The organism is Variovorax sp. dw_954 (assembly GCF_018449755.1).
Lineage (GTDB): Bacteria > Pseudomonadota > Gammaproteobacteria > Burkholderiales > Burkholderiaceae_C > Variovorax.
Map to the genome: position 1 here is coordinate 21,482 of NZ_JAAVVD010000035.1, position 21,541 is coordinate 43,022.

At 67.4% G+C, this 21,541-nt stretch carries 21 protein-coding genes; 5 read left to right on the forward strand and 16 right to left on the reverse strand.

Annotation, left to right across the window (positions count from 1 at the left end):
* Window positions 1–100: 100 nt before the first annotated feature.
* Entirely contained in the window at window positions 101–1,882 is a 1,782-nt protein-coding gene (msbA, locus tag HB681_RS34075; protein ID WP_256735207.1) for a lipid A export permease/ATP-binding protein MsbA, read from the forward strand.
* A 23-nt stretch (window positions 1,883–1,905) separates the two neighbouring features.
* Here the strand turns inward: msbA and rng are convergent, their stop codons facing one another.
* Genes rng through HB681_RS34115 form a run of 8 tightly spaced genes read right to left on the reverse strand, consistent with a single transcriptional unit; the run spans window position 1,906 to window position 8,749 of the window.
* A complete protein-coding gene (gene rng, locus HB681_RS34080; RefSeq protein WP_213959316.1) occupies window positions 1,906–3,435 on the reverse strand; it encodes a ribonuclease G in 1,530 nt (509 codons plus the stop codon).
* Window positions 3,436–3,445: 10 nt separating this feature from the next.
* The gene (locus HB681_RS34085; RefSeq protein ID WP_213959317.1) at window positions 3,446–4,051 is read right to left on the reverse strand and encodes a Maf family protein; all 606 of its coding nucleotides are present in this window, start codon (window positions 4,049–4,051) and stop codon (window positions 3,446–3,448) included.
* Window positions 4,048–4,515: a 23S rRNA (pseudouridine(1915)-N(3))-methyltransferase RlmH gene (gene rlmH / locus HB681_RS34090; protein WP_213959318.1), complete on the reverse strand. Its 468-nt coding sequence runs from the start codon at window positions 4,513–4,515 to the stop codon at window positions 4,048–4,050. The genes HB681_RS34085 and rlmH overlap by 4 nt, the downstream gene beginning before the upstream one ends.
* On the reverse strand, window positions 4,512–5,207 hold the full coding sequence (gene rsfS / locus HB681_RS34095) for a ribosome silencing factor (protein WP_213959319.1): 696 nt from the start codon (window positions 5,205–5,207) through the stop codon (window positions 4,512–4,514). The genes rlmH and rsfS overlap by 4 nt, the downstream gene beginning before the upstream one ends.
* On the reverse strand, window positions 5,207–5,815 hold the full coding sequence (gene nadD / locus HB681_RS34100; RefSeq protein WP_213959361.1) for a nicotinate (nicotinamide) nucleotide adenylyltransferase: 609 nt from the start codon (window positions 5,813–5,815) through the stop codon (window positions 5,207–5,209). Before nadD ends, rsfS begins: the two co-directional genes overlap by 1 nt.
* Window positions 5,816–5,823: 8 nt before the next feature.
* Entirely contained in the window at window positions 5,824–6,744 is a 921-nt protein-coding gene (gene hemF / locus HB681_RS34105) for an oxygen-dependent coproporphyrinogen oxidase (RefSeq protein ID WP_213959320.1), read from the reverse strand.
* Window positions 6,744–8,027 (reverse strand): phosphoribosylamine--glycine ligase, encoded by a 1,284-nt coding sequence (gene purD / locus HB681_RS34110; RefSeq protein ID WP_213959321.1) that lies wholly within the window; start codon window positions 8,025–8,027, stop codon window positions 6,744–6,746. The genes hemF and purD overlap by 1 nt, the downstream gene beginning before the upstream one ends.
* Window positions 8,024–8,749, reverse strand: coding sequence for a YebC/PmpR family DNA-binding transcriptional regulator (locus HB681_RS34115; RefSeq protein WP_213959322.1), 726 nt, complete (start codon window positions 8,747–8,749; stop codon window positions 8,024–8,026). Before HB681_RS34115 ends, purD begins: the two co-directional genes overlap by 4 nt.
* Before the next feature lie 375 nt (window positions 8,750–9,124).
* Between HB681_RS34115 and HB681_RS34120 the strand changes: the two genes are divergently transcribed.
* The 4 genes from HB681_RS34120 to HB681_RS34135 all read left to right on the forward strand — a co-directional run bounded on the left by HB681_RS34120 (window position 9,125) and on the right by HB681_RS34135 (window position 12,845).
* Window positions 9,125–10,156, forward strand: coding sequence for a hypothetical protein (locus tag HB681_RS34120; RefSeq protein ID WP_213959323.1), 1,032 nt, complete (start codon window positions 9,125–9,127; stop codon window positions 10,154–10,156).
* A 14-nt stretch (window positions 10,157–10,170) separates the two neighbouring features.
* Complete coding sequence (locus tag HB681_RS34125; RefSeq protein WP_213959324.1) at window positions 10,171–10,971, forward strand: lysophospholipid acyltransferase family protein; 801 nt, start codon at window positions 10,171–10,173, stop codon at window positions 10,969–10,971.
* On the forward strand, window positions 10,932–11,714 hold the full coding sequence (locus HB681_RS34130; protein ID WP_213959325.1) for a glycosyltransferase family 2 protein: 783 nt from the start codon (window positions 10,932–10,934) through the stop codon (window positions 11,712–11,714). Before HB681_RS34125 ends, HB681_RS34130 begins: the two co-directional genes overlap by 40 nt.
* 114 nt (window positions 11,715–11,828) lie before the next feature.
* A complete protein-coding gene (locus HB681_RS34135) occupies window positions 11,829–12,845 on the forward strand; it encodes an STING domain-containing protein (RefSeq protein WP_213959326.1) in 1,017 nt (338 codons plus the stop codon).
* Between the two features lie 12 nt (window positions 12,846–12,857).
* Here the strand turns inward: HB681_RS34135 and fabG are convergent, their stop codons facing one another.
* From fabG to HB681_RS34175, 8 genes are all read right to left on the reverse strand, one after another.
* Window positions 12,858–13,598, reverse strand: a complete 741-nt coding sequence (fabG, locus tag HB681_RS34140) for a 3-oxoacyl-ACP reductase FabG (protein ID WP_213959327.1) — start codon at window positions 13,596–13,598, stop codon at window positions 12,858–12,860.
* The gene (locus HB681_RS34145; protein ID WP_213959328.1) at window positions 13,595–14,050 is read right to left on the reverse strand and encodes a hydroxymyristoyl-ACP dehydratase; all 456 of its coding nucleotides are present in this window, start codon (window positions 14,048–14,050) and stop codon (window positions 13,595–13,597) included. Before HB681_RS34145 ends, fabG begins: the two co-directional genes overlap by 4 nt.
* Window positions 14,047–14,793 (reverse strand): class I SAM-dependent methyltransferase, encoded by a 747-nt coding sequence (locus tag HB681_RS34150; protein ID WP_213959329.1) that lies wholly within the window; start codon window positions 14,791–14,793, stop codon window positions 14,047–14,049. The genes HB681_RS34145 and HB681_RS34150 overlap by 4 nt, the downstream gene beginning before the upstream one ends.
* A gap of 118 nt (window positions 14,794–14,911) precedes the next feature.
* Entirely contained in the window at window positions 14,912–15,715 is an 804-nt protein-coding gene (locus HB681_RS34155) for a polysaccharide deacetylase family protein (protein ID WP_213959362.1), read from the reverse strand.
* A gap of 29 nt (window positions 15,716–15,744) precedes the next feature.
* Window positions 15,745–18,141: a transporter gene (locus tag HB681_RS34160; protein ID WP_213959330.1), complete on the reverse strand. Its 2,397-nt coding sequence runs from the start codon at window positions 18,139–18,141 to the stop codon at window positions 15,745–15,747.
* A 2-nt stretch (window positions 18,142–18,143) separates the two neighbouring features.
* Window positions 18,144–18,788: an outer membrane lipoprotein carrier protein LolA gene (locus HB681_RS34165; RefSeq protein WP_256354024.1), complete on the reverse strand. Its 645-nt coding sequence runs from the start codon at window positions 18,786–18,788 to the stop codon at window positions 18,144–18,146.
* Window positions 18,760–19,665, reverse strand: coding sequence for an acyl-CoA synthetase (locus tag HB681_RS34170; protein ID WP_218628384.1), 906 nt, complete (start codon window positions 19,663–19,665; stop codon window positions 18,760–18,762). Before HB681_RS34170 ends, HB681_RS34165 begins: the two co-directional genes overlap by 29 nt.
* Before the next feature lie 158 nt (window positions 19,666–19,823).
* Window positions 19,824–21,530: an AMP-binding protein gene (locus HB681_RS34175; protein WP_345944801.1), complete on the reverse strand. Its 1,707-nt coding sequence runs from the start codon at window positions 21,528–21,530 to the stop codon at window positions 19,824–19,826.
* Window positions 21,531–21,541: the final 11 nt, after the last annotated feature.

Below are 21,541 nucleotides of genomic sequence, written 5' to 3' on the forward strand. Positions count from 1 at the left end.
CACACTGCATCAACACCCACGTCACAAACTGTGTACTGCCTGACTATCGCCGGCGGGTCGTTGAAATGCGTATTCGGGGCCGCCCGTAGAATGCGCCGCCATGCAGCCTTCTACTGACGACGCGATCGCGCGCCCTCCCCTGACGCGCCGGTTGGCAAGGCTCATGACGTGGTTCGGCCAGTCGCGCCAGTGGTGGGCGCTTGGCGTCGTCTCCGCGATGATCGCAGCGCTCACCGAGCCGCTGATACCGGCGCTGCTCAAGCCGCTGCTCGACCGCGGATTCACCGGCAAGCTGCAGATGTGGCTGGTGCCGGCCTTCGTCATCGGCCTGTTCGCGGTGCGCGGGCTGGCCCAGTTCGTATCGCAGTACGCGCTCGCCCGGATCGCGAACGAAGGCATGCAGCGACTGCGGCGCGTGCTGTTCGACAGCTTGCTCGGCGCGGAACTCGCGCTGTTCACGCGGCAATCCGCCAGCGCGCTGTCCAACACCGTCGTCTATGAAGTGCAGACCGGCGCCATGCTGCTGGTGCAGGCGCTGCTGGGCCTGTCGCGCGACGGCTTCACTGCCGTGGCGCTGCTGTTCTACCTGCTCTATCTGAACTGGAAGCTCACGCTCATCATCGGCGTGCTGCTGCCGGGCGTGGCCTGGATCATGAAGTTCTTTTCGAAGCGGCTCTACCACTTCACCCGGCTTGGCCAGCAGGCAACCGATGAACTGGCCTATGTCGTGGAAGAAAACGTGCTGGCCCATCGCATGGTGCGCCTCCATGGCGCCGAAGCGGGCCAGCTGGGCCGCTTCGAAAAGCTAAGCGCCAGCCTCAACAGGCTGGCGGTGAAGTCGACCATCGCTTCCGCCGCGATGACGCCGTTGACGCAATTGCTCGCGGCGGTGGCGATGTCGATCGTGGTGGTGATCGCGTTGTGGCAAAGCGGAGAACAGGGCCTTACCGTCGGCGGCTTCGTCGCCTACATCACGGCCATGCTGATGCTCATCGCACCGATCCGGCGCCTGGCCGACATGGCCAACCCCATCACGCGTGGACTTGCCGCCCTGGAACGCGGCATGGTGCTGATCGACGACGTTGCGCCGGAACAGCAAGGCAGCTATGAAACCAAACGCGCGACCGGTCACATCGAGTTGCGTGACGTCCGGGTCAACTACCGCGGCGAAGACGAGGCGCGCGCGCTTGACGGCGTCAGCCTGACGATCGAGTCCGGCGAGACCATCGCGCTGGTCGGCCCCTCGGGCTCCGGCAAGACCACGCTGGTGAACCTGCTGCCGCGCTTCGTGCTGCCGAGCGCCGGCACCGCCCTGCTCGACGGCCTCGAGATCGGCGAATGGAAGGTGCAGAACCTGCGCGCCCAGTTCGCGATGGTGAGCCAGGACGTCGTCATGCTCAACGACACGCTGGCCGCCAACGTCGCACTCGGCGCCGCGGTGGACCGCGAGCGCGTGGTCGAATGCGTGGAGGCTGCCAACCTCACGAAGCATGTGGCCAGCCTGCCCGACGGGATCGACACCGTGCTCGGCCACAACGCCACGCAACTCTCCGGTGGCCAACGGCAGCGGCTGGCGATTGCACGTGCGCTCTACAAGGACGCGCCGATCCTGTTGCTCGACGAGGCGACGTCCGCACTGGACACCGAATCCGAGCGCCTGGTGCAGGAGGCCCTCGCCCGCCTGATGCAGGGCCGCACCACGCTGATCGTGGCGCACCGCCTCAGCACCATCCAGCATGCCGACCGCATCGTCGTGATGGACCACGGCCGCATCGCCGAGATCGGCAGCCACGCGCAGTTGATGCAACTCGACGGCCTGTATGCGCGCCTGCAGACGCATGCGATGCGGACCGCGCCCGCGGGGCAGCCGGCCACGCTCTGACAAAAAGCCCCGCCCGGGGCGAGCTACAGCAGCACGATGTCGTATTGCCCCTGCCCCATCGCGGGCTCGGATTGCAGCGAGATCGGCTTGCCGATGAAATCGCTCAAGCCCGCCAGGTGCTGGCTCTCCTCGTCGAGGAACAGTTCGATCACCTGCGGCGACGACACGATCCGGAACTCGCGCGGCGTGAACTGCCTCGCCTCGCGCAGGATCTCGCGCAGCACGTCATAGGCCACGCTGCGCGCGGTCTTCACGATGCCCTGGCCGTTGCAGGCGGCGCAAGGCTCGCACAGCATGTGCGCCAGCGACTCGCGCGTGCGCTTGCGCGTCATCTCCACCAGCCCGAGTTGCGAGAAGCCGCCGGCCGTGGTCTTGACCCGGTCCCGCGCCAGTTGCTTGCGGAACTCGGCCAGCACCTGCTCGCGGTGGTCGTCGCGCACCATGTCGATGAAGTCCACGATGATGATGCCGCCCAGGTTGCGCAATCGAAGTTGTCGGGCGATCGCTTGCGCCGCTTCCAGGTTGGTCTTGAAGATCGTGTCGTCGAAGTTGCGCGCACCGACGAAGCCACCGGTGTTCACGTCGATCGTGGTCAGCGCCTCGGTCTGATCGACCACGAGGTAGCCGCCCGATTTAAGGTCCACCCGCCGGCCCAGCGCGCGGCCAATCTCCTCGTCCACCGAGCACAGGTCGAAGATCGGCCGCTCGCCCTTGTAGAGCTGCAGCTTCTCGGCCGCCTTGGGCATGAACTCGCGACCGAACTTCTGCAGCGCCTCGAACTGTTCGCGCGAGTCGATGCGGATGGCCTGCGTCTCCTCGTTGGTCAGGTCGCGCAGCACGCGCTGGAGCAGGCTCAGGTCCTGGTGCAGCAGCGACATCGGCGGCAGGCGGGTCGACAGGTCGCGCACACGCGACCAGGTCTTGCGCAGGTAGGCGATGTCGTCGGCGAGTTCGGCATCGCTGGCATCCTCGCCATTGGTGCGCAGGATGAAGCCGCCGGTGTTGGCTGGCGCCGTGCCGTTGCCGTCGGCGATGGCTGCGGCCTCGATCAGCGCCTGCATCCGCGTGCGCAACGCGTCACGCAAGTCCGGCGGGATCTTCTGCGAGACGCCGATGTGGTTGTCCTGCGGCAGGAACACCAGCAGCCGGCCCGCGATGCTGATCTGGGTCGAAAGCCGCGCACCCTTGCTGCCGATCGGATCCTTGATGACCTGCACCAGCAGCGACTGGCCCTCGAACACCTGCTTCTCGATCGGCACCATCGCGCTGGCGTTCCCGCGATGATCGCGTTCGGGCGCTGCGCTCATCGGGCGCGAGCCCGGCGTGAAGGGCGCGACGATGTCGGCCACGTGCAGGAACGCAGTGCGCTCCAGGCCGATGTCGATGAAGGCCGATTGCATGCCGGGCAGCACGCGCGAAACCTTGCCGAGGTAGACGTTGCCAACCAGTCCGCGCTCCAGCGTTCGTTCGACGTGAAGCTCCTGCACCGAGCCATATTCGACCAGCGCTACGCGGGTCTCCTGCGGAGACCAATTGATCAGGATGTCTTGCATGGGTTGTGATTCAGGCCTTGAATCCGGCCTGTTGGAGCAATGCGTTTGTCTCGTACATGGGGAGTCCCATGATGCCCGAATACGACCCCGTCATGTGCTCGATGAATGCCGCCGCGCGCCCCTGTATCGCGTAGGCGCCGGCCTTGCCGAGCGGCTCGCCGCTGGCCACGTAGTCCGCGATGTCCTTACGGCTGACGGCGCCGAAGGTGACGCGCGACACGCTCAATGCGGCCACGCGGCGCCGGCCGTTCTGCACGGCCACCGCGGTCAACACGCGATGCGTTTGCCCGGACAGCATCGCGAGCATGCGATGCGCATCGCGGGCGTCCTCGGGCTTGCCAAGGATGACGCGCCCCAGTGCGACGGTGGTGTCGGCGCAAAGGATCGGCGCAGGCGGCAAGCCGAGGCGTGCATGGCGTGCCACGGCAGCGTCCAGCTTGAGGCCGGTCACCCGCTGCACATAGGCGCTCGGCGATTCGCCGCCACGCACCGCTTCCAGCGCCTCGGCGTCTTCATCGGGCGCGGCCAGCAACAACTCATGCCGCACGCCAAGCTGGCCCAGCAACTGCGCGCGGCGAGGGCTTTGCGAAGCGAGGTAGATGAACAGCGATTTCATTCGCGGTGATAGGGATGGCCTGCATTGACCGACCACGCGCGATACAACTGCTCGACCAACAGCACGCGCGCCATCGCATGTGGCAAGGTCAGGTCCGACAGGCGGATGCGTTCGTGCGCGGCGGCCTTGAAGGCCGGGTCGAGGCCATCGGGCCCGCCGATGACCAGCGCCACGTCGTCGCCCTCGCCTTGCCAGGCTTGCAGGCGCGCAGCCAGGGCCTTTGTGGTGAGCGAGGTACCGCGCTCGTCGAGCGCCACGATGCGCATGCCTCGGGCGATCGCGCCTTCGATGCGCTCGCGTTCGGCGGCGTAGAGGGTTTCGAGGGTCTTGGAACCGCGCGGCTCGGTCTTGACGGCGCGCAGCTCCAGCTTCAGTTCGGGCGGGAAGCGCTTGGCATAGTCGTCCCAGGCGGTCTGCGCCCAGTCGGGCATGCGCTGCCCGACCGCGACCACCAGCAGCTTCATTTGCTGCGCGAGGCAGGAGTCTTGCGTGCTGCCTTCTTGGCTGCGGGCTTCCTGGCGGCGGCCTTGCCGGCGGCTGGCTTGCCGGCGACGACCGTCTTGATCGGGGTCTTGCTGGCGGCCGACTTCTTCGCGGGCGCCTTGCCTGCAGCGGGCTTTGCCGCGGTCTTCTTGGCCGCGGGCTTGCGCGTCGATGGCTTTGCGGCCTTGGCAGCTTGTTCCGCTTCGCGAATCGCGGTCTTGGCGGCGCTCGCGCGGCGCAGCGTGGTCGGCGCCTTCTTCGCGGCAGGTGCGGGTGCAGCGCTTGCCGCGGTGGCAGGCTTGGCCGCACCGAACTTCAGTCGCACCGGCTTCTCGCCCCAGATCTCTTCCAGGTGGTAGTACTGGCGGATCGCCGGCTGCATGATGTGCGCCACCGCCGCACCACAGTCCACGATGATCCACTCGCCGTTGTCTTCACCCTCGATGCGCGGCTTGCCGAAGCCGGCCTCGCGCACCGCATCGCGCACGCTCGCGGCCAGCGCCTTGGTCTGGCGGTTGGAGGTGCCCGACGCCACGATCACGCGCTCGAACAGCGGTGAAAGATGCTCTGTGTCGAAAACCTGAATGTCCTGCGCCTTGACGTCTTCGAGTCCATCGACGATGGCTCTCTGGAGTTTCTGGGTGTCTTTCTTGGCGGCGGCTTCAGTGGTCATCAGGCGGGTGCGTAGAGGTGGTGGCGGTCAATATAGCGCGCAACGGCAGGTGGAACCAGACCAGAGATGTCGGCGCCGCGGGCAACGCGGGCGCGAATATCGGTGGCGCTGATGTCCATCGGTGCCAGATCGATCGGTTCGAACCTTGCGCCGCGCGGAAGCGGCGCCAGACTCTGCGGATCGAACCGGGCTGTGGCGCGTGTGGGGTCTGCCCTGTGCGCTATCGAAACGATAGCGATGGAGAGGATCTCCTCAAAGCCATGCCAACTGCGCAAGGCAGCCGCTTGGTCGGTGCCGATCAGCAACACGAGTTGCATGTCCGGACACTCCTTTTTGAGTTCGAGCAGGGTGTCTAGTGTATAGGTTGGCCCGGAACGCCGGATTTCGCGCGCATCGACGGCCACATTTGGCAAGCCTTCGAAGGCGAGTTCGGCCATGGCAAGACGGTGTTGCGCACTACTCAGACCGCGTGCCTTGTGCCATGCCTGGCCGGTCGGGAAGATGCGCAACTGCCTGAGATCGAGTTGCGCCAGCGCCGCCTGCGCCAAGGCCACGTGCGCGTTGTGCGGCGGGTCGAAGGCGCCGCCGAAGACGCCCAGGCACGGCATCGCCTGTGTCACACCCACTCGCGTCGAACGAGAAAATCGCTGGTCAACGCGGCCTCGGGCGACCCAGGCTCGGATTCGCGGCGGTAGACCCAGCTTGCCAGCGGCGGCATCGACAAGAGGATCGACTCGGTGCGCCCGCCCGATTGCAGGCCGAAGTGCGTGCCCCGGTCCCACACCAGGTTGAACTCGACGTAGCGCCCCCGCCGGTACAGCTGGAACTCGCGCTCGCGCTCGCCATACGGCGTGTTGCGGCGGCGCTCGACGATGGGCATGTAGGCGGGCAACAAGCCATCGCCGACCGCCTGCAGCATGGCAAAGCTCTGTGCGAAGCCCAGCTCCGAGAAGTCGTCGAAGAAGATGCCGCCCACGCCACGCGCCTCGTTGCGATGCTTTAGAAAGAAGTAGTCATCGCACCAGTCCTTGAAGCGCGGGTACTTGTCGTCGCCAAACGGCGCCAGCGCATCGCGGCAAGTCTGATGGAAGTGCCGTGCGTCATCCTCGAAAGCGTAGTACGGCGTGAGGTCCATGCCGCCGCCAAACCAGCAGACCGGCTCGCCGTCGGCCGGCATCGCGGCCAGCATGCGGACGTTCATGTGCACCGTCGGCACATAAGGGTTGCGCGGGTGGAACACCAGCGACACGCCCATGGCCTCGAAGGGCGCACCCGAGAGTTCCGGCCGATGCTGCGTGGCCGAGGGTGGCAGCTTCAGTCCGCGTACCTGAGAGAAGCCGCAGCCCGCACGTTCGAACAGCGTGCCGCCTTCGAGGATGCAGGTCAGGCCGCTGCCTTGCAAGGGCTCATCGGGCGCCTTCTGCCAGGCATCGCGCACGGCCACGCCGCCATCCGCCTGCTCGACCGCTGCAACGATGCGCTGCTGCAATCCCCGCAGCCACTCACCGACCGCTTCGGGCGAAGCTGCCTTGTCCATCAACGGTGCGGCAAGGCCCGGAAGCCGATGTCGTGGCGGTATTGCACGCCGTCGAAATGAATGCGCGCCGCGACTTCATAGGCGCGGTGCTGCGCCTGCTTGACGCTGTCGGCCAGCACAGTCACGCAAAGCACGCGGCCGCCGCTGGTGCGGACTTCGCCATTCGACAGCGCGGTGCCGGCATGGAACACCATCGCGTCCGGCGCCTCGGGCGGCAGGCCGGTAATGAGATCGCCCTTGCGTGGCGTGAGGGGGTAGCCATGCGCAGCCATCACCACGCCGAGTGCGGTGCGGCGGTCCCATTGCAAGTCGACCTGGTCGAGCGTGCCGTCGGTGGCATGCCACAGCACTTCGAACAGGTCGGACTTGAACCGCATCATGATCGGCTGCGTTTCCGGGTCGCCCATGCGGCAGTTGAATTCGAGCGTCTTGACGTGCCCTTGCGCGTCGATCATCAGGCCTGCGTACAGGAAGCCGGTGAAGAGGATGCCGTCGCGCTCCATGCCACGGATGGTCGGCAGGATGACCTCGCGCATCGCGCGCGCATGCACGGTGGCCGTGACCACCGGCGCGGGCGAGTAGGCGCCCATGCCGCCGGTGTTCGGACCCTGGTCGTCGTCGAGCAGGCGCTTGTGGTCCTGGCTGGTGGCCAGCGCGGTCACGTTGCGGCCGTCGGACATCACGATGAAGCTGGCTTCCTCGCCCTGCAGGAACTCCTCGATGACGACGCGCGCGCCACCCTCGTTGTGGGCCACGCCGAACTTGTTGCCTTCGAGCATGAAGTCGACCGCCTCGTGGGCCTCGGCCAGCGTGGTCGCGACGACCACGCCCTTGCCTGCAGCCAGGCCGTCCGCCTTGACCACGATCGGTGCGCCCTTGGCGTCGATGTAGGCATGCGCCTGCGTCGGGTCGGTGAAGGTCTCGAATTCCGCCGTCGGAATCTTGTGCCGCTTCATGAAGGCCTTGGAAAAGGCCTTTGAGCTCTCGAGCTGCGCCGCGGCCTTGGTCGGGCCGAAGATGCGCAGCCCGTGCGCGCGGAATTCGTCGACCACGCCCGCTGCCAGCGGCGTCTCGGGGCCGACCACGGTCAGCACGATCTTTTCCTTGGCGGCCCACTCGCGCAGCGCGACGGGGTCGGTAATGGGCACGCATTCGAAGCGATGGTCGAGCGCGGTGCCGCCGTTGCCGGGTGCCACGTAGAGCTTCGACACGCGTTCCGACTGGCCGAGACGCCAGGCCAGCGCATGCTCGCGTCCGCCGCTGCCGATGACGAGGACTTTCATTCGGACAACTCTGCGTTGTGATAGACCTCTTGCACGTCGTCCAGGTCTTCGAGCACGTCGAGCAGTTTCTGCATCTTGGCGGCCTCCTCGCCCGTGACTGCGATGGGGTTCTCGGCGCGCATCGTGACTTCGGCCACCTCTGGCTTGAGACCGGCGGCTTCCAGCGCGTTCTTCACCGCTTCGAAGTCCCCGACGGCGGTCAGCACCTCGATGGCGCCGTCGTCGTCGGTGATGACGTCTTCGGCACCGGCTTCCAGCGCCACTTCCATGATCTTGTCCTCGCTTGCGCCAGGTGCAAAGACGAACTGGCCGCAATGCTTGAACTGGAAGGCCACCGAGCCTTCGGTGCCCATGTTGCCGCCGTGCTTGCTGAAGGCATGCCGCACTTCGGCGACGGTGCGCACGCGGTTGTCGGTCATGGTGTCGACGATGATGGCCGCGCCGCCGATGCCGTAGCCTTCATAGCGGATTTCCTCGTAGTTGACGCCTTCCAGGTTGCCCGTGGCCTTGTCGATGTTGCGCTTGACCGTGTCGATCGGCAGGTTGACCGCCTTGGCCTTTTCCACCGCCAGCCGCAGCCGCGGATTGATGGACAGGTCGCCGCCGCCGAGCCGTGCGGCGACCATGATTTCGCGAATCACCCGGGTCCAGGCCTTGCCGCGCTTTTCGTCTTGCCGGCCCTTCCTGTGCTGGATGTTCGCCCATTTACTGTGTCCGGCCATAGCTCTATATCTCGCGTTCTCTTGTTTGCAAAGCAGTCCGCGAGTTTACTGTCCGGCGAACGCAACGCCGCCTTTCCGGCGAATGGTGCGTCCAAGCTTTTTGGGATAATCCGCCGATGACGCCGAAGCCATACGCCCGGCTGCCGTCCCTGGCACACCCACCTGCACCCGCCGCGCTTTGGTGCAGGGACCGGTCCAACCTTTAGCATCCGAGCCCCCGAGCGGCATGAAACACCAGAACAACACGACGACGGCCGCCTCTCCCGCGATCCGGCCATGCGCAAAGGAGGCATCGATGGCTGGCGCCATTCACCACAAGGCATCGACCTGGACCACGCCACGCGTGTCCGCGTCCGTGAAGCTCGCAGGGGCTGCATGACAACCTCCGTTGCGGCGGAAGCCCCCCCCCTTCGTGTCGAACGGCTCACCCTGGCCCAGGGCCTGGCCCGCGCGGCCGATGGCGCGCGGCCCTTCGCCGCACTGAGCTATGGCGCAGGCGGCGACAGTTCCTGGGTCAGCGGCGTGGCGGCGCGCGTGCTGCTCGACAATGAGCCAGTCGTCGACCTGTGGCACGCGGGCACGCCGGTGCAGTCCGGCACCACCGGCGTGGTGCGCTGGCGTACCGACGGCCACTGGCTGCTCGGCGTGGTGGACCTGGACGAAGACGCGTTTGGCGAGGACCTCGCTGCGCTCTCCTGTCGTGCCTACCGCAATGTGTTCGAGGCCATGAAGCACGCGGGCTGCCCGCATCTCTTGCGCATCTGGAACTACCTGCCGCGCATCAATGCCGACGGCGGCGGCATGGAGCGCTACCGCCAATTCAATGCCGGGCGCCAGCAGGCCTTCCTGGAAGCCGGCCAGGCCGCGTTCGAAGGTGCGCCCGCCGCCTGCGCACTGGGCGTGCACGAAGGCGCGCTGTGCGTGCGCTTCCTGGCCGGCCGCATCCCGCCGGTGCCCGTGGAAAACCCGCGCCAGGTGTCGGCCTACCACTACCCCAGCGACTACGGCCCGCGCTCGCCGACCTTCTCGCGCGCCGCGCTGGCTGCGCTGGGCGGGGGCCAGGTGGCGTTGTTCATCTCCGGCACGGCCAGCATCGTCGGCCATCGAACCGTGCATGCCGGCGACGTGCGCGCGCAACTGGCGGAGACGCTGGTCAACCTGCGCGCCGTGATCCAGGCGGCCAACCAGCGCACCAGCGCGCAGTTCTCGCTGGATCGCAGCGACGCGGTGGTGTACGTACGCCACCCGGCCGACGCGCCGGGCATCCGTGCGCAACTGGTGCAGGCGCTCGGTGCGCGCTCGCGCTTCATGCGGCACGCGGTGTTCCTCGAGGCCGACATCTGCCGCAGCGACCTGCTGGTCGAGATCGAAGCCCACGCCACCGAAGCCGGCGAACTCGGCGACTGAAGGTCCGGATCGAGATGCAGCTTCTACGTGCGCTCAAGAAGGTCTTGCTGGCCGTGCCGCTCTACACCTTGCTGACGCTGCTGGGCATCATGTCGCTGGTGTGGAACCTCATCGCGATGCTGCTGCACCCGGTGCTGCCCGCCCGTGCAGCGCGCCCGCTGGGCCGCGCCACCATTGCAATGGCCTACCGCTGGTTCTGGGCGATTTCATCGATCACCGGCATGATGCGCATCGACGCCCGCTGCCTGGACGCCTTGCGCGACGAACGCCGGCTGATCTTCGTGGCCAACCATCCCACCATGCTGGACGCACTGCTGCTGGTGGCGCATCTGCCGCGCAGCGCCTGCATCATGAAGGCCGACCTGATGAAGAACGTCTTCCTCGGGGCGGGCGCGCGACTTGCGCACTACATCCGCAACGACTCGGCCCGCTCGATGGTGCGGCTGGCGGTCGAGGACCTGCGCGCCGGCGGCCAGTTGGTGCTGTTTCCCGAAGGCACGCGCACGGTCGAGCAACCCGTCAACCACTTCCGCCCCGGCGTCACGCTCATCGCCAAACTCGCGCAGGCGCCGATCCAGACCGTCTTCATCGACACCGAATCGCCCTACCTCGGCAAGGGCTGGCCGATCTGGAAGGTGCCGCCGCTGCCGATCGTCTTCAAGCTGCGGCTCGGCCAGCGCTTTGCACCGCAGCAGGACAGCAATGCGCTGCTGATGCAACTCGAACAGTACTTCCGCCAAAACCTCGAACAACGCGCCCCCGACGCCCAGCCCGCATGCCCCAAGACGCCGACTCGCGCACACACCTCGTACTGATCCCGAGCTACAACACCGGCGAGCGCCTGTTTTCGACTGTCCGCGAAGCGCGCGCCCAATGGACGCCGGTGTGGGTGGTCATCGATGGCAGCACCGACGGCACGGGCGAGCGGCTTGCGCAACTCGCTGCGGACGACAGCGGCCTCAAGGTACTGCAACTGCCCATGAACGAGGGCAAGGGCGCTGCGGTGCTGTATGGCCTGCGCAAGGCCCGGGAGGCGGGCTTCACCCATGCACTGGCCATGGACTCCGACGGCCAGCATCCCGCCAACCTGATCCCGGCCTTCATGCAGGCTTCCATCGCGCGACCCGAGACCATGGTGCTCGGCCGCCCCGTGTTCGACGCCAGCGCCCCGTTGCTGCGCGTGCGCGGGCGGCGTGTGTCGAACAGCTGGACGCAGCTGGAGACGCTGTTCGCCGGCATCGGCGATTCGCTCTATGGCTTTCGCGTCTACCCGATCGACGCGCTGATCCATGTGATGGCTCGGCAGCCCTGGATGCGCCGCTTCGACTTCGACACCGAGGCTGTGGTGCGGCTGGCCTGGCGCGGCGTGAAGCCGGTCAACATCGATGCGCCGGTCAAGTACCTCACCGCGGCCGAAGGCGGCGTCTCGCACTTTCGGTACGGGCGCGACAACGTGCTGCTGACCTGGATGCACACGCGGCTGATGGTGGAGTTCGTGCTCCGGCTGCCGTGGCTGCTGGTCAAGCGCGTGCTGGGCTTGCCGCCGTTCCAGAGGTAGCTTCCCGCCAGCGCCTGCGGCCCGGCATCCCCAATAAGTTGGATTGCGTTCATGCGTCGCGGCGGTCACGATGGCTGCGGCCGTTTTGGCCGGCAAGCAGCATCGGATCGCGCCATGGACAAGAGACCCACCGTCTTCATTGGTTCTTCGAGCGAAGGGCTGGAAGTTGCCAAGGCGCTGGAAGCGCGTTTTGGCGACAAGGCGGTCGTTCGAATGTGGAACGGTGCCGGCCAGGTATTTCGACGACAGGAGTCCTATCTCGATTCGCTTCTGACGGCATCGAGCCTCTACGAATTTGCTGTCCTGGTGTTCACGTCGGACGATGAGACGACCAGCCGGGATGTGACTCGCGCCACCGCCCGTGACAACATCCTGTTCGAGTACGGCTTGTTCCTGGGACGTGTTGGAAAACACAGAGCCTTCGCCCTCGTGCTTGACAAACTGCCTGTTCCTTCCGACCTGCAAGGCATCCACTTCGACAGGTTCAAACTCGGGCCCGACAACAAGACTCCCGATGAAGACTTCGGGGCGTTGGCTGATCGCATCGTCAGCGACATTCTTGAGCACCACGCGACCACGGCCGAATTCTCGCAATTGCCTTCCACTGCGCTGGCGATTGGATACTTCGAGAATTTCATCTCGAGGGTCTGCGACCAACTCGACAATTACCAACCGCTGAAATTCAAGGGAAAGGCTCCCGACAGCGATGAAGTCATCGAGCGCGAACTCAAGTACAAGACGTTCACGCTGAACATCGTGATCCCGGACGACCTGAAATTTGTTGAGCAGACCAACCTGAAGGGCCTGTTACGGGGACTATCGCAAGTGACGGTCAGCAGCGGCACGTTGCGCGACTTTCCGCTTTACATCCATGTATTGCCCGCCGAAGACTCGACACACCTTGAACTGTTCGATGTCCCGACCACGATGAAATCGGCAAGACGCGCGATTCAAAAAATCTTTCCCGCCGCATATGTCGGGCAAGTCGGGAGGCAGACCGCCGCAGAACAGCGTGAGATCTCCAATTTCGAGCGTGCGCTTCGATTGCTGATCAGCGAACACGTGCTGTGGGAGCCGAACATCAAATATCGCTACCTCTCCGAGTTCTTGCCGAAGAACGGCAACACATGAAGAGGCTCGTCGTCAGATCATCCCGCCATTGATCGAGATCACCTGCCCCGTGATGTAGCCCGCCTCGTGGCTCGCCAGGAAGCCGGCCAGTGCCGCCACTTCCTCTGGCGTACCGGCACGCTTCACCGGCACCATCTGCTGAATCAGCGCCGGGTCGAACGCCGCATCGGCCATCGGCGATGCGATGACGCCAGGCGCGATCGCATTGACCGTGACGCCGCGCGCCGCGACTTCGAGCGACAGCGCCTTGGTCGCGCTGTTGAGCCCGCCCTTGGCGGCGGCATAGTTGACCTGGCCGCGGTTGCCCATGAGCGACGCCACCGAGGAGATGTTCAGGATGCGGCCCCAGCGCGTACGCAGCATCGGCAGCAGCAGTGGCTGCGTGACGCGGAAGAAGCCATTGAGCGACACGTCGATGACCTTGTGCCATTGCTCCGCCCGCATGCCGGGCAGCACGGCGTCGTCATGCACGCCGGCGTTGTTCACGATGATCTGCACCGGCCCGCCCTGCAGCATCGCGGCGCAGCCGGCTGCCGTGGCTTCGTCGCTGCGCAGATCGAACACATGGCATTCGGCGCTGCCGCCGGCGGTCTTGATCGATCCGGCCAGTTGCTGGACGGCTTCGGGGCGCGAGCTGGCATGCAGCAGGACGGTGGCGCCATCGCGCGCGAGGCGCTGCGCAATCGCCGCGCCCAGGGCGCCGCTGGCGCCGGTGACCAAGGCACGTTTTCCGGAGAGGTTCGTCGCAGTCATGTGGGCATGGGGGTGTTGAGCACGACCACCGCACGGCCGTCCGCGAGCGCGGCGCCGTTCGCGTCGGTGACGCTGAATTCGTAGAGCACCTGCCGGGCATCGCCCGAGAGCCGGGTGGCGCGCACCTGCAGGGCGCCCGGCACGTCATCGAGCCGGGTGACGGCAAGGCGCACGTTGCGCACGCTGGCGATGAATCCGGCGGATGGCGTGTCGCCGTCCTCCATCAGCAAGCCGCCATGCAGGGCCATTGCCTGCGCGGCGTACTCGATCGCGTTCGGCGCCATCAGCCCGCTGGCGGTGCGCAAGGGGTTGTCGGGCAGGCGGTGCGTGGAGGTGGCGCAGTGGATGGCCTGCGCATCCCAGCTTTCCAGGCGCTCCAGCAGGCACATCGTGCCGCGGTGGGGAATCAGGGCCTCGATCGCTTCGCGGTTCATGGTCTGGGGATGGGTCATGCTTCGATGCGGTCGGCGACCAGCAACACATTGGCGAACGGCGTGCCCTCGCTCATGGGGATGCTCTGCACGCGAAAGCCAAGGCGTTGCAGCAGCGCAGTCCACTCCTGCAAGGTGCGGCCCCAGGTCGGCGAGACCTTGTGACCACGGATGCGCGTCACGGTGCGGTCGACCCACTGGCTGATCGCAAAGCCACGCCGGCTGGCCGCATCGCCCACGCGCAGCAGCAGCCTGCCGCTGCTCGCGGGCAAGGCATCGCGCACGCGGCGCAACACGCCCTCCTGCGCATCGAGGTCGACGTAGTGCAGGACGTCGAGGATCACCACCAGGTCGCTGGCGGGAAACGGCGCGGTGCACATGTCGCCGCAGACGAAGCGCGGCGTGGGCTGCAGGTGCCCCACGGACGACTCGGCACGGGCCACATCGCGTGGCATCAACTCGATGCCGGTGTAGTCCGCGCGTGGTGGCGTGGCGGCCCAACCCGAGGGCCACGGGCCCTTCGCCTGCATCGCGGCCATCGAGGACAGCAGGCTCGCGAACAGGCCCTGTCCGCAACCAATGTCGAGCACCCTGCCCCGCCCCGCGCCGATCAGCCCGCGCTCGATGAGGCCCCGGAATACAGGATCGCGGCCCAGCTTGCCTCGCGCGAACTCATAAGCGAACTTGCCGGCCTTTCGATAAGGCGCGGTGGCGGCGTCATGCAACTGCCGCCAGGCGGCATCGGTGGAGATCATGGAAGTCATTCGGGATTCTTCGCGCGGTGCGCCGCGGTGCACGCCTTCGGGCGGCCGGGCGGCGCTCATTGGATAACCTCCGCGCTGCGCGCTACGGTGCGAGCGCCTTCGGGCGGCCGGGCGGCGCTCATGCAGCGAAGCCTTCAGGCAGGGTGACGGCGCGCAGCCTGGCTTGCCTGATTTTTTGCAGCAGCGGCGGAAGGACTTCGAGCACGACCGGCGTGCCAGCCGCAGTGCGCGCGGCATGGCCGTCGTGCAGCAGCAGGATGTCTCCCGCGGCCAGCCTGTGCGCGAGGCGCGCCAGCACCTTGGCCGGGTCGCGCTCGCGGGTGTCGAAACCGCGGCGCGTCCAGCTCACGAGCGAGAGGCCGAGCCGGCGCAGCACCGGCGCGAGGAATGGATTGCGGAAGCCGGCGGGCGCACGAAAGCAGGTCGGCCGCTGGCCGGTGACGGCCGCCAGCATGTCCTGGGCCAGTCCAATCTCGGCGGTGTAGCCGCGTGGTCCCAGCAAGGAGAAGTCGTGGCGATGGATGGCCGTGTGGTTCTGGATGCTGTGTCCCCGCGCAATGATTTCGCGCGCCAGCGCCGGGTGCGCGGCCACGCGTTCGGCAATGCAGAAGAAGGTGGCACGCGCGCCCGCCGCATCCAGCAGGTCCAGCACCTGCGGCGTGACCTCGGGGTCCGGCCCATCGTCGATGGTCAGCGCGAGCTCGCGGCGATCGATGGCCGCCTGCGGCAAGCGCGTCACGTTGGGCCCGATCAGCCTGCCGCGCGGCATGAGCACGGCGCCGGTGATCAACGCATGGTTCAGCACCACCGCACCCAGGGCCCAGGGCCATGCGCCCGGCACCAGGACCGCAGCGCCAATCGCGAGCACGTGCAGCACCGCACTGGCAATGAAGATGGGCGGCATGCCCGGTGCATCGGGCATCGCCGAGGAGGCAGGAACAGTGGTCGACATCAGAGGGCCATTTTGCTTGCAACGCCCGTGGCGGTCTTCTTCCGGTGCATGAACGCCGCCGACAACAACAAGGCCAGCAGGGCCCCCGGCGCCACTACGCGGCCGATCGCCGACAGCGCCGGAATATCCGAGATCGCGATGAGTCCGAACGAGACCACGGTCGTCAGGTTGGCCAGCATCAGCGAGGCCAGCGTGTCTTCATCGGCGCTTCCTGTCTCCTGCAACTGGTCGAAGAACAGCGCGTAGTTGGAGCCCACCGCCACGATCAGCAGCAGTCCCACCAGGTGCAGGATGCCGAGCGCGACATGCAGCGCCGCCATGCCGCCGAGCGTCAGCAGCACGGCGAGCGCCAGCGGCTCGCACACGGCCAGCAGCCTGCGCCCGGAACGCAGGTAGGCCCCGAGCAGTACGACCACCGCCAGCGCGCCGACCATGACCTGCACGAAGGCCTCGTGCAGGTAGTGCGCATAGAGGCTGTTGAGTTCATTGCCGACATCCACTACTTGAACTTCCGGCAGCGTCGACAGTGCCGCGGCCAACCGGACCGCGTCGAAGTTGGGACCGGGATGCAGCGCGATCAGCGCCGCCCAACCGCCGCCCGGCCTCTCATACAGCATCGCGTTGACAACCGCGCCAAGCGGCCCGTCCATCAGGTCGGCACGCATGACCGGCTTTTGCGTGCGCGCCTTCTCGACCTCGGCGATGAAAGGCTCCAGCCGCGCGGCCGGCAGCGGCCCGCCGGCCGTGGCCTGGGCCAGGCGGGTGCGCAGCGTCACCGCATCGGGCAGGCTGTCGATGCGCAATTGTTGGGCCGCGATGCTCGGCAGCATGCGGGTGACGGTCTCGAAGCCGAGGAGTTCGCCGCCCTCGATCAAGGCATCGAGCCGCGCGCTGGCGGCTTCGGTGGCGCGCAACACGGCTTGCTGGTCCGCCGCCTGCACCACGACCAGCGTGCTGGCATCGCTCGCGCCGATGTCCTCGCGCAGCTTGGCGTCCAAGTCGCTCATCTCCTGCTTGATCGGGCTCATGGACGACAGCCTGGCGCGCCACAGGTCGGCCCCTTGCCATGCCACCAGCCCGGCCGCGACGAAGCCCAGCGCCAGGAAACCCCAGCGCAGCCTGGGCAGCGTGCGCGCGATGGCGCCGGCGGCGCGGGCCATGAGGTGCCGCATGCCCATGCCCGAGGCGCCGTCGGGCGCGAGCATCGGCAGGCCGTGGCGCGTCGCCAGCGCGGCCGCGATCAGCCCGGCAATCGAGAACACGCCCAACTGCGCCAGCCCCGGAAATCCGGAGAACACCAAGGCCGCGAAGCCGCACACGGAAGTGAGCAGGCCGAGCCGCACGGTGGGCCAGTTGAGGTCGCGCCAGCGCTGCCAACCGGTGCCGGGCACGCGCGCACCGCGCGCCTGGATCAGGTAGTAGATCGCATAGTCGACCGTCTCGCCGATCAGCGTGCTGCCGAAGCCCATGGTCATCCCGTGCACATGGCCGAACGCGAGTGACACCGCGGCCGTGCCGCCCACCACGCCCGTCGCCACCGGCAGCAACGCGATGACCAGCGCGCGCGGTGATGCGAATGCCAGCATCAACAAGCCGCTCATCACGATGCCGCCGATGAGCGCGAGATGCAGGGCCTCGCGCTTGATCTGGTCGCGGCTGGTCACCGAGAACACCGGCGCACCGCTCATCAGCAGCTTGGGCGCGCTGGCGCCGAGGCCTTGCGTGGCCTTCGCGAATTCGGCCTCGACGCGCGCGATGACCTGCGCCTGCGCATCGAGGTCGCCGCCGGCAGCCTTGGTGCCGGCCAGCAGCATGGCGCGCGGCGCATCGCGCGAGACCCACACGCCATGATCGGTGCGCGGCGATGTGGCGGGCAGCAGGCCTTCCGCGATGCGCTGCGTCTCGCCCGTCGGGTCGCGCTCGAGCAGCGGCTTGACGATGTTGCCGGCGGGCGTGCCCAGCAGCGAAAGGGTGTCGTCGATGGCGTTGCGCAGGCCTTCGACGGTGAAGCGGTCGGGCGTGACCTCCGGCGAGAGTTGGTAGCGATGGTCGAACACGAAGGTGCCCGACGCCGCCCAATCGCTGTTGTCGCCGTTCTGCACCTGGTCGAACAGGCCGCTTGCGCGCATGGCCTTGCCCAAGGCGCGCGACACGTCGGCGCGCTGCGCCGCATCCTTGCCGCCCTCAATGCCGATCAGCAACGTGCGCGAGGCGACGCCCGCCTGGAGCTGCTCGATGAGGACGCGCTGGTGCGGGTCGGGGCTGGCGGGCAGGAAGGCCGACAGGTCGGCGCTGAAGTGCGTGCGCGAAATGACCGCGACCCCGGCCAGAACCGACGCCAGCCAGATCAGCAGCACCAGCGCCCTGCGCGAGCGGCTGGGTCCGGCTGCGGCCATTGTCACGGCGTGGTGCGCCCGGCGGGCGCCTGCGTCGACCCCGCCGCGCCGCTGCGCTGCGGCACGATGGTCATGACCGACCGGTCGCCGCCGCGAAATTCCATCTCCACGCCAAGCACTTCGCCACCCTTGCCGCTGAGACGCATGGCTTCCACCTGCGCGGAGAGGCGCTCGTCGATGGGCACGAGGTCGAGCGTCCATTCCGCGCTGCTGCCCTTGAGGGTGCTGCGGAAGTAGCGCTGCAGCACCGCGCCGTTGCCGCTCAGCGTGCCACGCATGGCTTCGACCATGCCGAGCAACTCGGGCATGCTGTCGAGCGCCATGCTGCGCGTGCGGTTGCCGCGCGTGAGCGTGAGGTTGTTGCCGTCGACCACCATCGACTCGGGCCGCGGCGTCAGCGTGCGCCGCGTCATCTGGTCGGGCGCCACGAAGCTCAGCGTGCCGCTTGCGGACAACGGGCCTTCGAGGCCGTGCACATAGCGCTGCTCGGTGAAGGTGCCCTCGCCCTGCTTCTTCCTGGCCAGCAGGCCCATGAGTTCAGTCAGGTCGAACGCCCACGCCGGCGCGGCGGCGCACAGCAGCAGCAACAGCAGCGCGCGCGATCGGCGCACCACGTCATCAGCGCGCATCTTCCAGCCAGAAATCATGGAAATTGAACCAGTTGTAGGGGTACTTTCGGCACAGGTCCTCGAGGCGCGCGACATAGCTTTGGACGGCTTCGCGGATGCGGCGTTCCCGCTCGACCGGATCGGTGATGCGCGCGCTGAAGTCGGCCAGGGGTTCGAACTGCACATCGTAGCGGGCGCCGCCGAGGTAGAGGCCGGACATGAAGTACACCTGCCGGCGCAACAGGACGGCCAGCCGGAATGGGCCGTCGTTGAAGATGGCCGGCTGCCCAAGGAACGGAATCGACAGGTTGTTGCCGCGCTGCACGCCCGGATCGCTTTCCTGCCCCGGCAGGGTGCGATCGGCCAGCAGGCCGGCCATGCCGCCGGCGTCGAGCCAGTCGCGCAGTTCCAGCATCGAATGCGCGCGTCCCAGCGCGATGACATGCGGCCGCATTTCAGGCAGGCAGATCGCGTTGAGGATGGCGGTGATCTGGCGTGCGTTGTCCGGGAACATCAGCATGGCCGCGCGCAGGCGCGGCGCGTCCGGACTCATGTGCTTGCAGGCGCCCAGCGCCTCGAAACTGCCCACGTGCGCGCCCAGCAGGAAGGCGCCGCGCCCGGCCAGCGCCTCGGCTTCGACCGGCACGTTGCCGGCGAGAGTCACGTCGAACAGATCCCAGCGACCGCGCAGGAAGTACACGCGGTCCAGCACGGTCGAGGCAAAGGAATACAGCAGGCGATAGCCGTCGCGCCAACCGATGTCCGGGCCAATGGCGCGCCGCAGGTAGCGCTTGATGTTGCGCCGCGCCGCGGGCGAGAACAGGAAGAAATAGATGGAGATCGGATGCAGCACCAGCCGGGCGACGCTGCGCCCGCAGGTCAGCGCGATCCAGCAGATCACCCGCAGCGCCAGCATGTTGCTGCGCTCGGGCTTGCGGGACCAATCGTCCGGACGCGCGTTGTCGGAGGGGTCGACTGCGCTCACGACAGCCCCCACGCTCGGCACTGCGCGTCCTTGGGGCGGCCCGGCACGGCGCTCATTGGATTAACGCCGCGCTCATCGCAACACGCCCATCAAGCAGCGCCGGCATGCGGCAACCACCGCCCGTTGGCGGCGACCCGGTCGCCGCAGCGCACCTCGAATCGCACGCCGCGTGCGGCGCCCTCTTCGGGCTGCAACTCGATGATCATGGCGCTGCCCGGGCGCACCGGCGCAAGAAACTTGACCTGGGCCAGCGTGGGATTCGGGCCCAGGCGGGCAAGCAGTGCGGGCACGGCCCTTGCGGCCTCCAGCACCTCGGCCAGCACCAGTGCGCCAGGCAACAGCGGCTGGCCCGGAAAGTGCCCCGCGAACACGGGATGGTCGAGCGGCACATCGCGCGTCACCCGCACGGTCGTGCCGTCGCCGGCAAGCTGGGCCAGCGCGAATTCGCGCATCGCGCGCACCGTGAGCTTGCCTGTGCCTTCATGCGGCAGCGACGCCACGTGCACCACGCGACGCGGCACGAACACGGGTTCGAGCCGCTGTCGCAGGGCCGCGATGACGGCGTGGGCATCCAGTTCGGGCGCCACCACGAAGGCAACAGGACGCACCACGCCATCGGTCACGTCGTCCGGCAACCAGAAGGCGCCGTCCAGCACGCCCGGCACGCTATTGAGATGGAAATTGAGGTGTCCCAGCGAACTGCGCCGACCGGCCACGTGGATCAGGTCGTTGGCGCGACCCAGCAGCCGGAAGTGCTGCGCGTCGATCAGTTCGAGCACATCCGCCATCGGCGTCGGCTGCGGAATGAAGTCTCCATCGAAGACAAAGCGCTCGTCGCCGGCCGCGTCCCGCTCGGCACGCACTTCGATGGCGCCCATCGCATGCCAGACATCGCTGCGTGCAGTCTGGCGCGAGGCCACCTGGCCCGACTCGGTGCTGCCGTAGATCTCGATCAGCACCGCGCCCATGGCCTGCTCGGCCTGCGCGGCCAGTTGCGGCGAGAGCGGCGCCGTGGCCGAGAGGATCAGGTCGACGGGAGGCAATTCGATGCCGGCCAGCAGCAGGTTCTTCAGATGGAACGGCGTGGTGACCAGGGCGCGCGGACGCGGCAACGAGGCCAGCGTGGCAGCCACGTCCGCCGGAAAAAACGGCCGGCCGCTATCGAATGCCGCGCCACCCAGCATCCCGAGCAGTACCGACGACTCCAGCCCGTAGCTGTGCTGCACCGGCACCGTCGTGACCAGGTTCAGGCCGGCCAACGAGGGCAGCCCCAGCAACTGCGCAAGGCGTGGCACGGCCGCAGCGACGTCATACACCAACGTGTGCCAACTCTTCGCGTGGGGCTGCGGCACGCCCGTCGACCCGGAAGTGAGCAAGCTCACGGCATGCATGGCGGACGGCAGGTCCGGCGCGGTGGCGAAGGTGTCGACGGCAGCATGCGAAGCCGGGTCGATCCACATCACCCGGATGCCGTGCACGTCGAGGCGCCGGTCGTCGGCCACGGCGAACACATCGGGCTGGCCCTGGCGCAGGCGGTCCAGCGTGTCCTGGCGCGCATCGGGCGGCAGCAGGCTGGGCAGGCCGCGCAGCATCGCAGCGCCGAGCCCGATCGCAAAGGCGTACCGGTCGACACAGAGATTGACCACCGGCCCACGTTCGGGCAGCTGCGCCGCGAATTGCGCCACATCGGCAAGGTACTGCCGCCCCGAAATGGCCTGACCACCGCGCCAGGCCAGGGGTGCATCCAGGTCGCGCGCTCCCAGCAAGGGAAGCAGCGCGGCGCCTTGTGTGTTCACTCGTGCGTTCA

Coding starts and splice junctions, on each gene's coding strand:
- HB681_RS34150 (WP_213959329.1), bottom strand. CDS start 14,793: ATGACTTCCATGATCTCCACCGATGCCGCCTGGCGGCAGTTGCATGAC.
- nadD (WP_213959361.1), bottom strand. CDS start 5,815: ATGCCGTGCCTGGGCGTCTTCGGCGGCGCCTTCGACCCGCCGCACAAC.
- hemF (WP_213959320.1), bottom strand. CDS start 6,744: ATGGACAAGGCAGCTTCGCCCGAAGCGGTCGGTGAGTGGCTGCGGGGA.
- HB681_RS34130 (WP_213959325.1), top strand. CDS start 10,932: ATGCCCCAAGACGCCGACTCGCGCACACACCTCGTACTGATCCCGAGC.
- HB681_RS34115 (WP_213959322.1), bottom strand. CDS start 8,749: ATGGCCGGACACAGTAAATGGGCGAACATCCAGCACAGGAAGGGCCGG.
- HB681_RS34155 (WP_213959362.1), bottom strand. CDS start 15,715: ATGCCCGATGCACCGGGCATGCCGCCCATCTTCATTGCCAGTGCGGTG.
- fabG (WP_213959327.1), bottom strand. CDS start 13,598: ATGACTGCGACGAACCTCTCCGGAAAACGTGCCTTGGTCACCGGCGCC.
- rsfS (WP_213959319.1), bottom strand. CDS start 5,207: ATGACCACTGAAGCCGCCGCCAAGAAAGACACCCAGAAACTCCAGAGA.
- HB681_RS34160 (WP_213959330.1), bottom strand. CDS start 18,141: ATGGCCGCAGCCGGACCCAGCCGCTCGCGCAGGGCGCTGGTGCTGCTG.
- HB681_RS34085 (WP_213959317.1), bottom strand. CDS start 4,051: ATGAAATCGCTGTTCATCTACCTCGCTTCGCAAAGCCCTCGCCGCGCG.
- HB681_RS34170 (WP_218628384.1), bottom strand. CDS start 19,665: ATGCTGGCGCTGCGGGTGATCTGCTGGATCGCGCTGACCTGCGGGCGC.
- HB681_RS34145 (WP_213959328.1), bottom strand. CDS start 14,050: ATGACCCATCCCCAGACCATGAACCGCGAAGCGATCGAGGCCCTGATT.
- HB681_RS34125 (WP_213959324.1), top strand. CDS start 10,171: ATGCAGCTTCTACGTGCGCTCAAGAAGGTCTTGCTGGCCGTGCCGCTC.
- msbA (WP_256735207.1), top strand. CDS start 101: ATGCAGCCTTCTACTGACGACGCGATCGCGCGCCCTCCCCTGACGCGC.
- rng (WP_213959316.1), bottom strand. CDS start 3,435: ATGCAAGACATCCTGATCAATTGGTCTCCGCAGGAGACCCGCGTAGCG.
- rlmH (WP_213959318.1), bottom strand. CDS start 4,515: ATGAAGCTGCTGGTGGTCGCGGTCGGGCAGCGCATGCCCGACTGGGCG.
- HB681_RS34165 (WP_256354024.1), bottom strand. CDS start 18,788: ATGATTTCTGGCTGGAAGATGCGCGCTGATGACGTGGTGCGCCGATCG.
- HB681_RS34120 (WP_213959323.1), top strand. CDS start 9,125: ATGACAACCTCCGTTGCGGCGGAAGCCCCCCCCCTTCGTGTCGAACGG.
- HB681_RS34135 (WP_213959326.1), top strand. CDS start 11,829: ATGGACAAGAGACCCACCGTCTTCATTGGTTCTTCGAGCGAAGGGCTG.
- purD (WP_213959321.1), bottom strand. CDS start 8,027: ATGAAAGTCCTCGTCATCGGCAGCGGCGGACGCGAGCATGCGCTGGCC.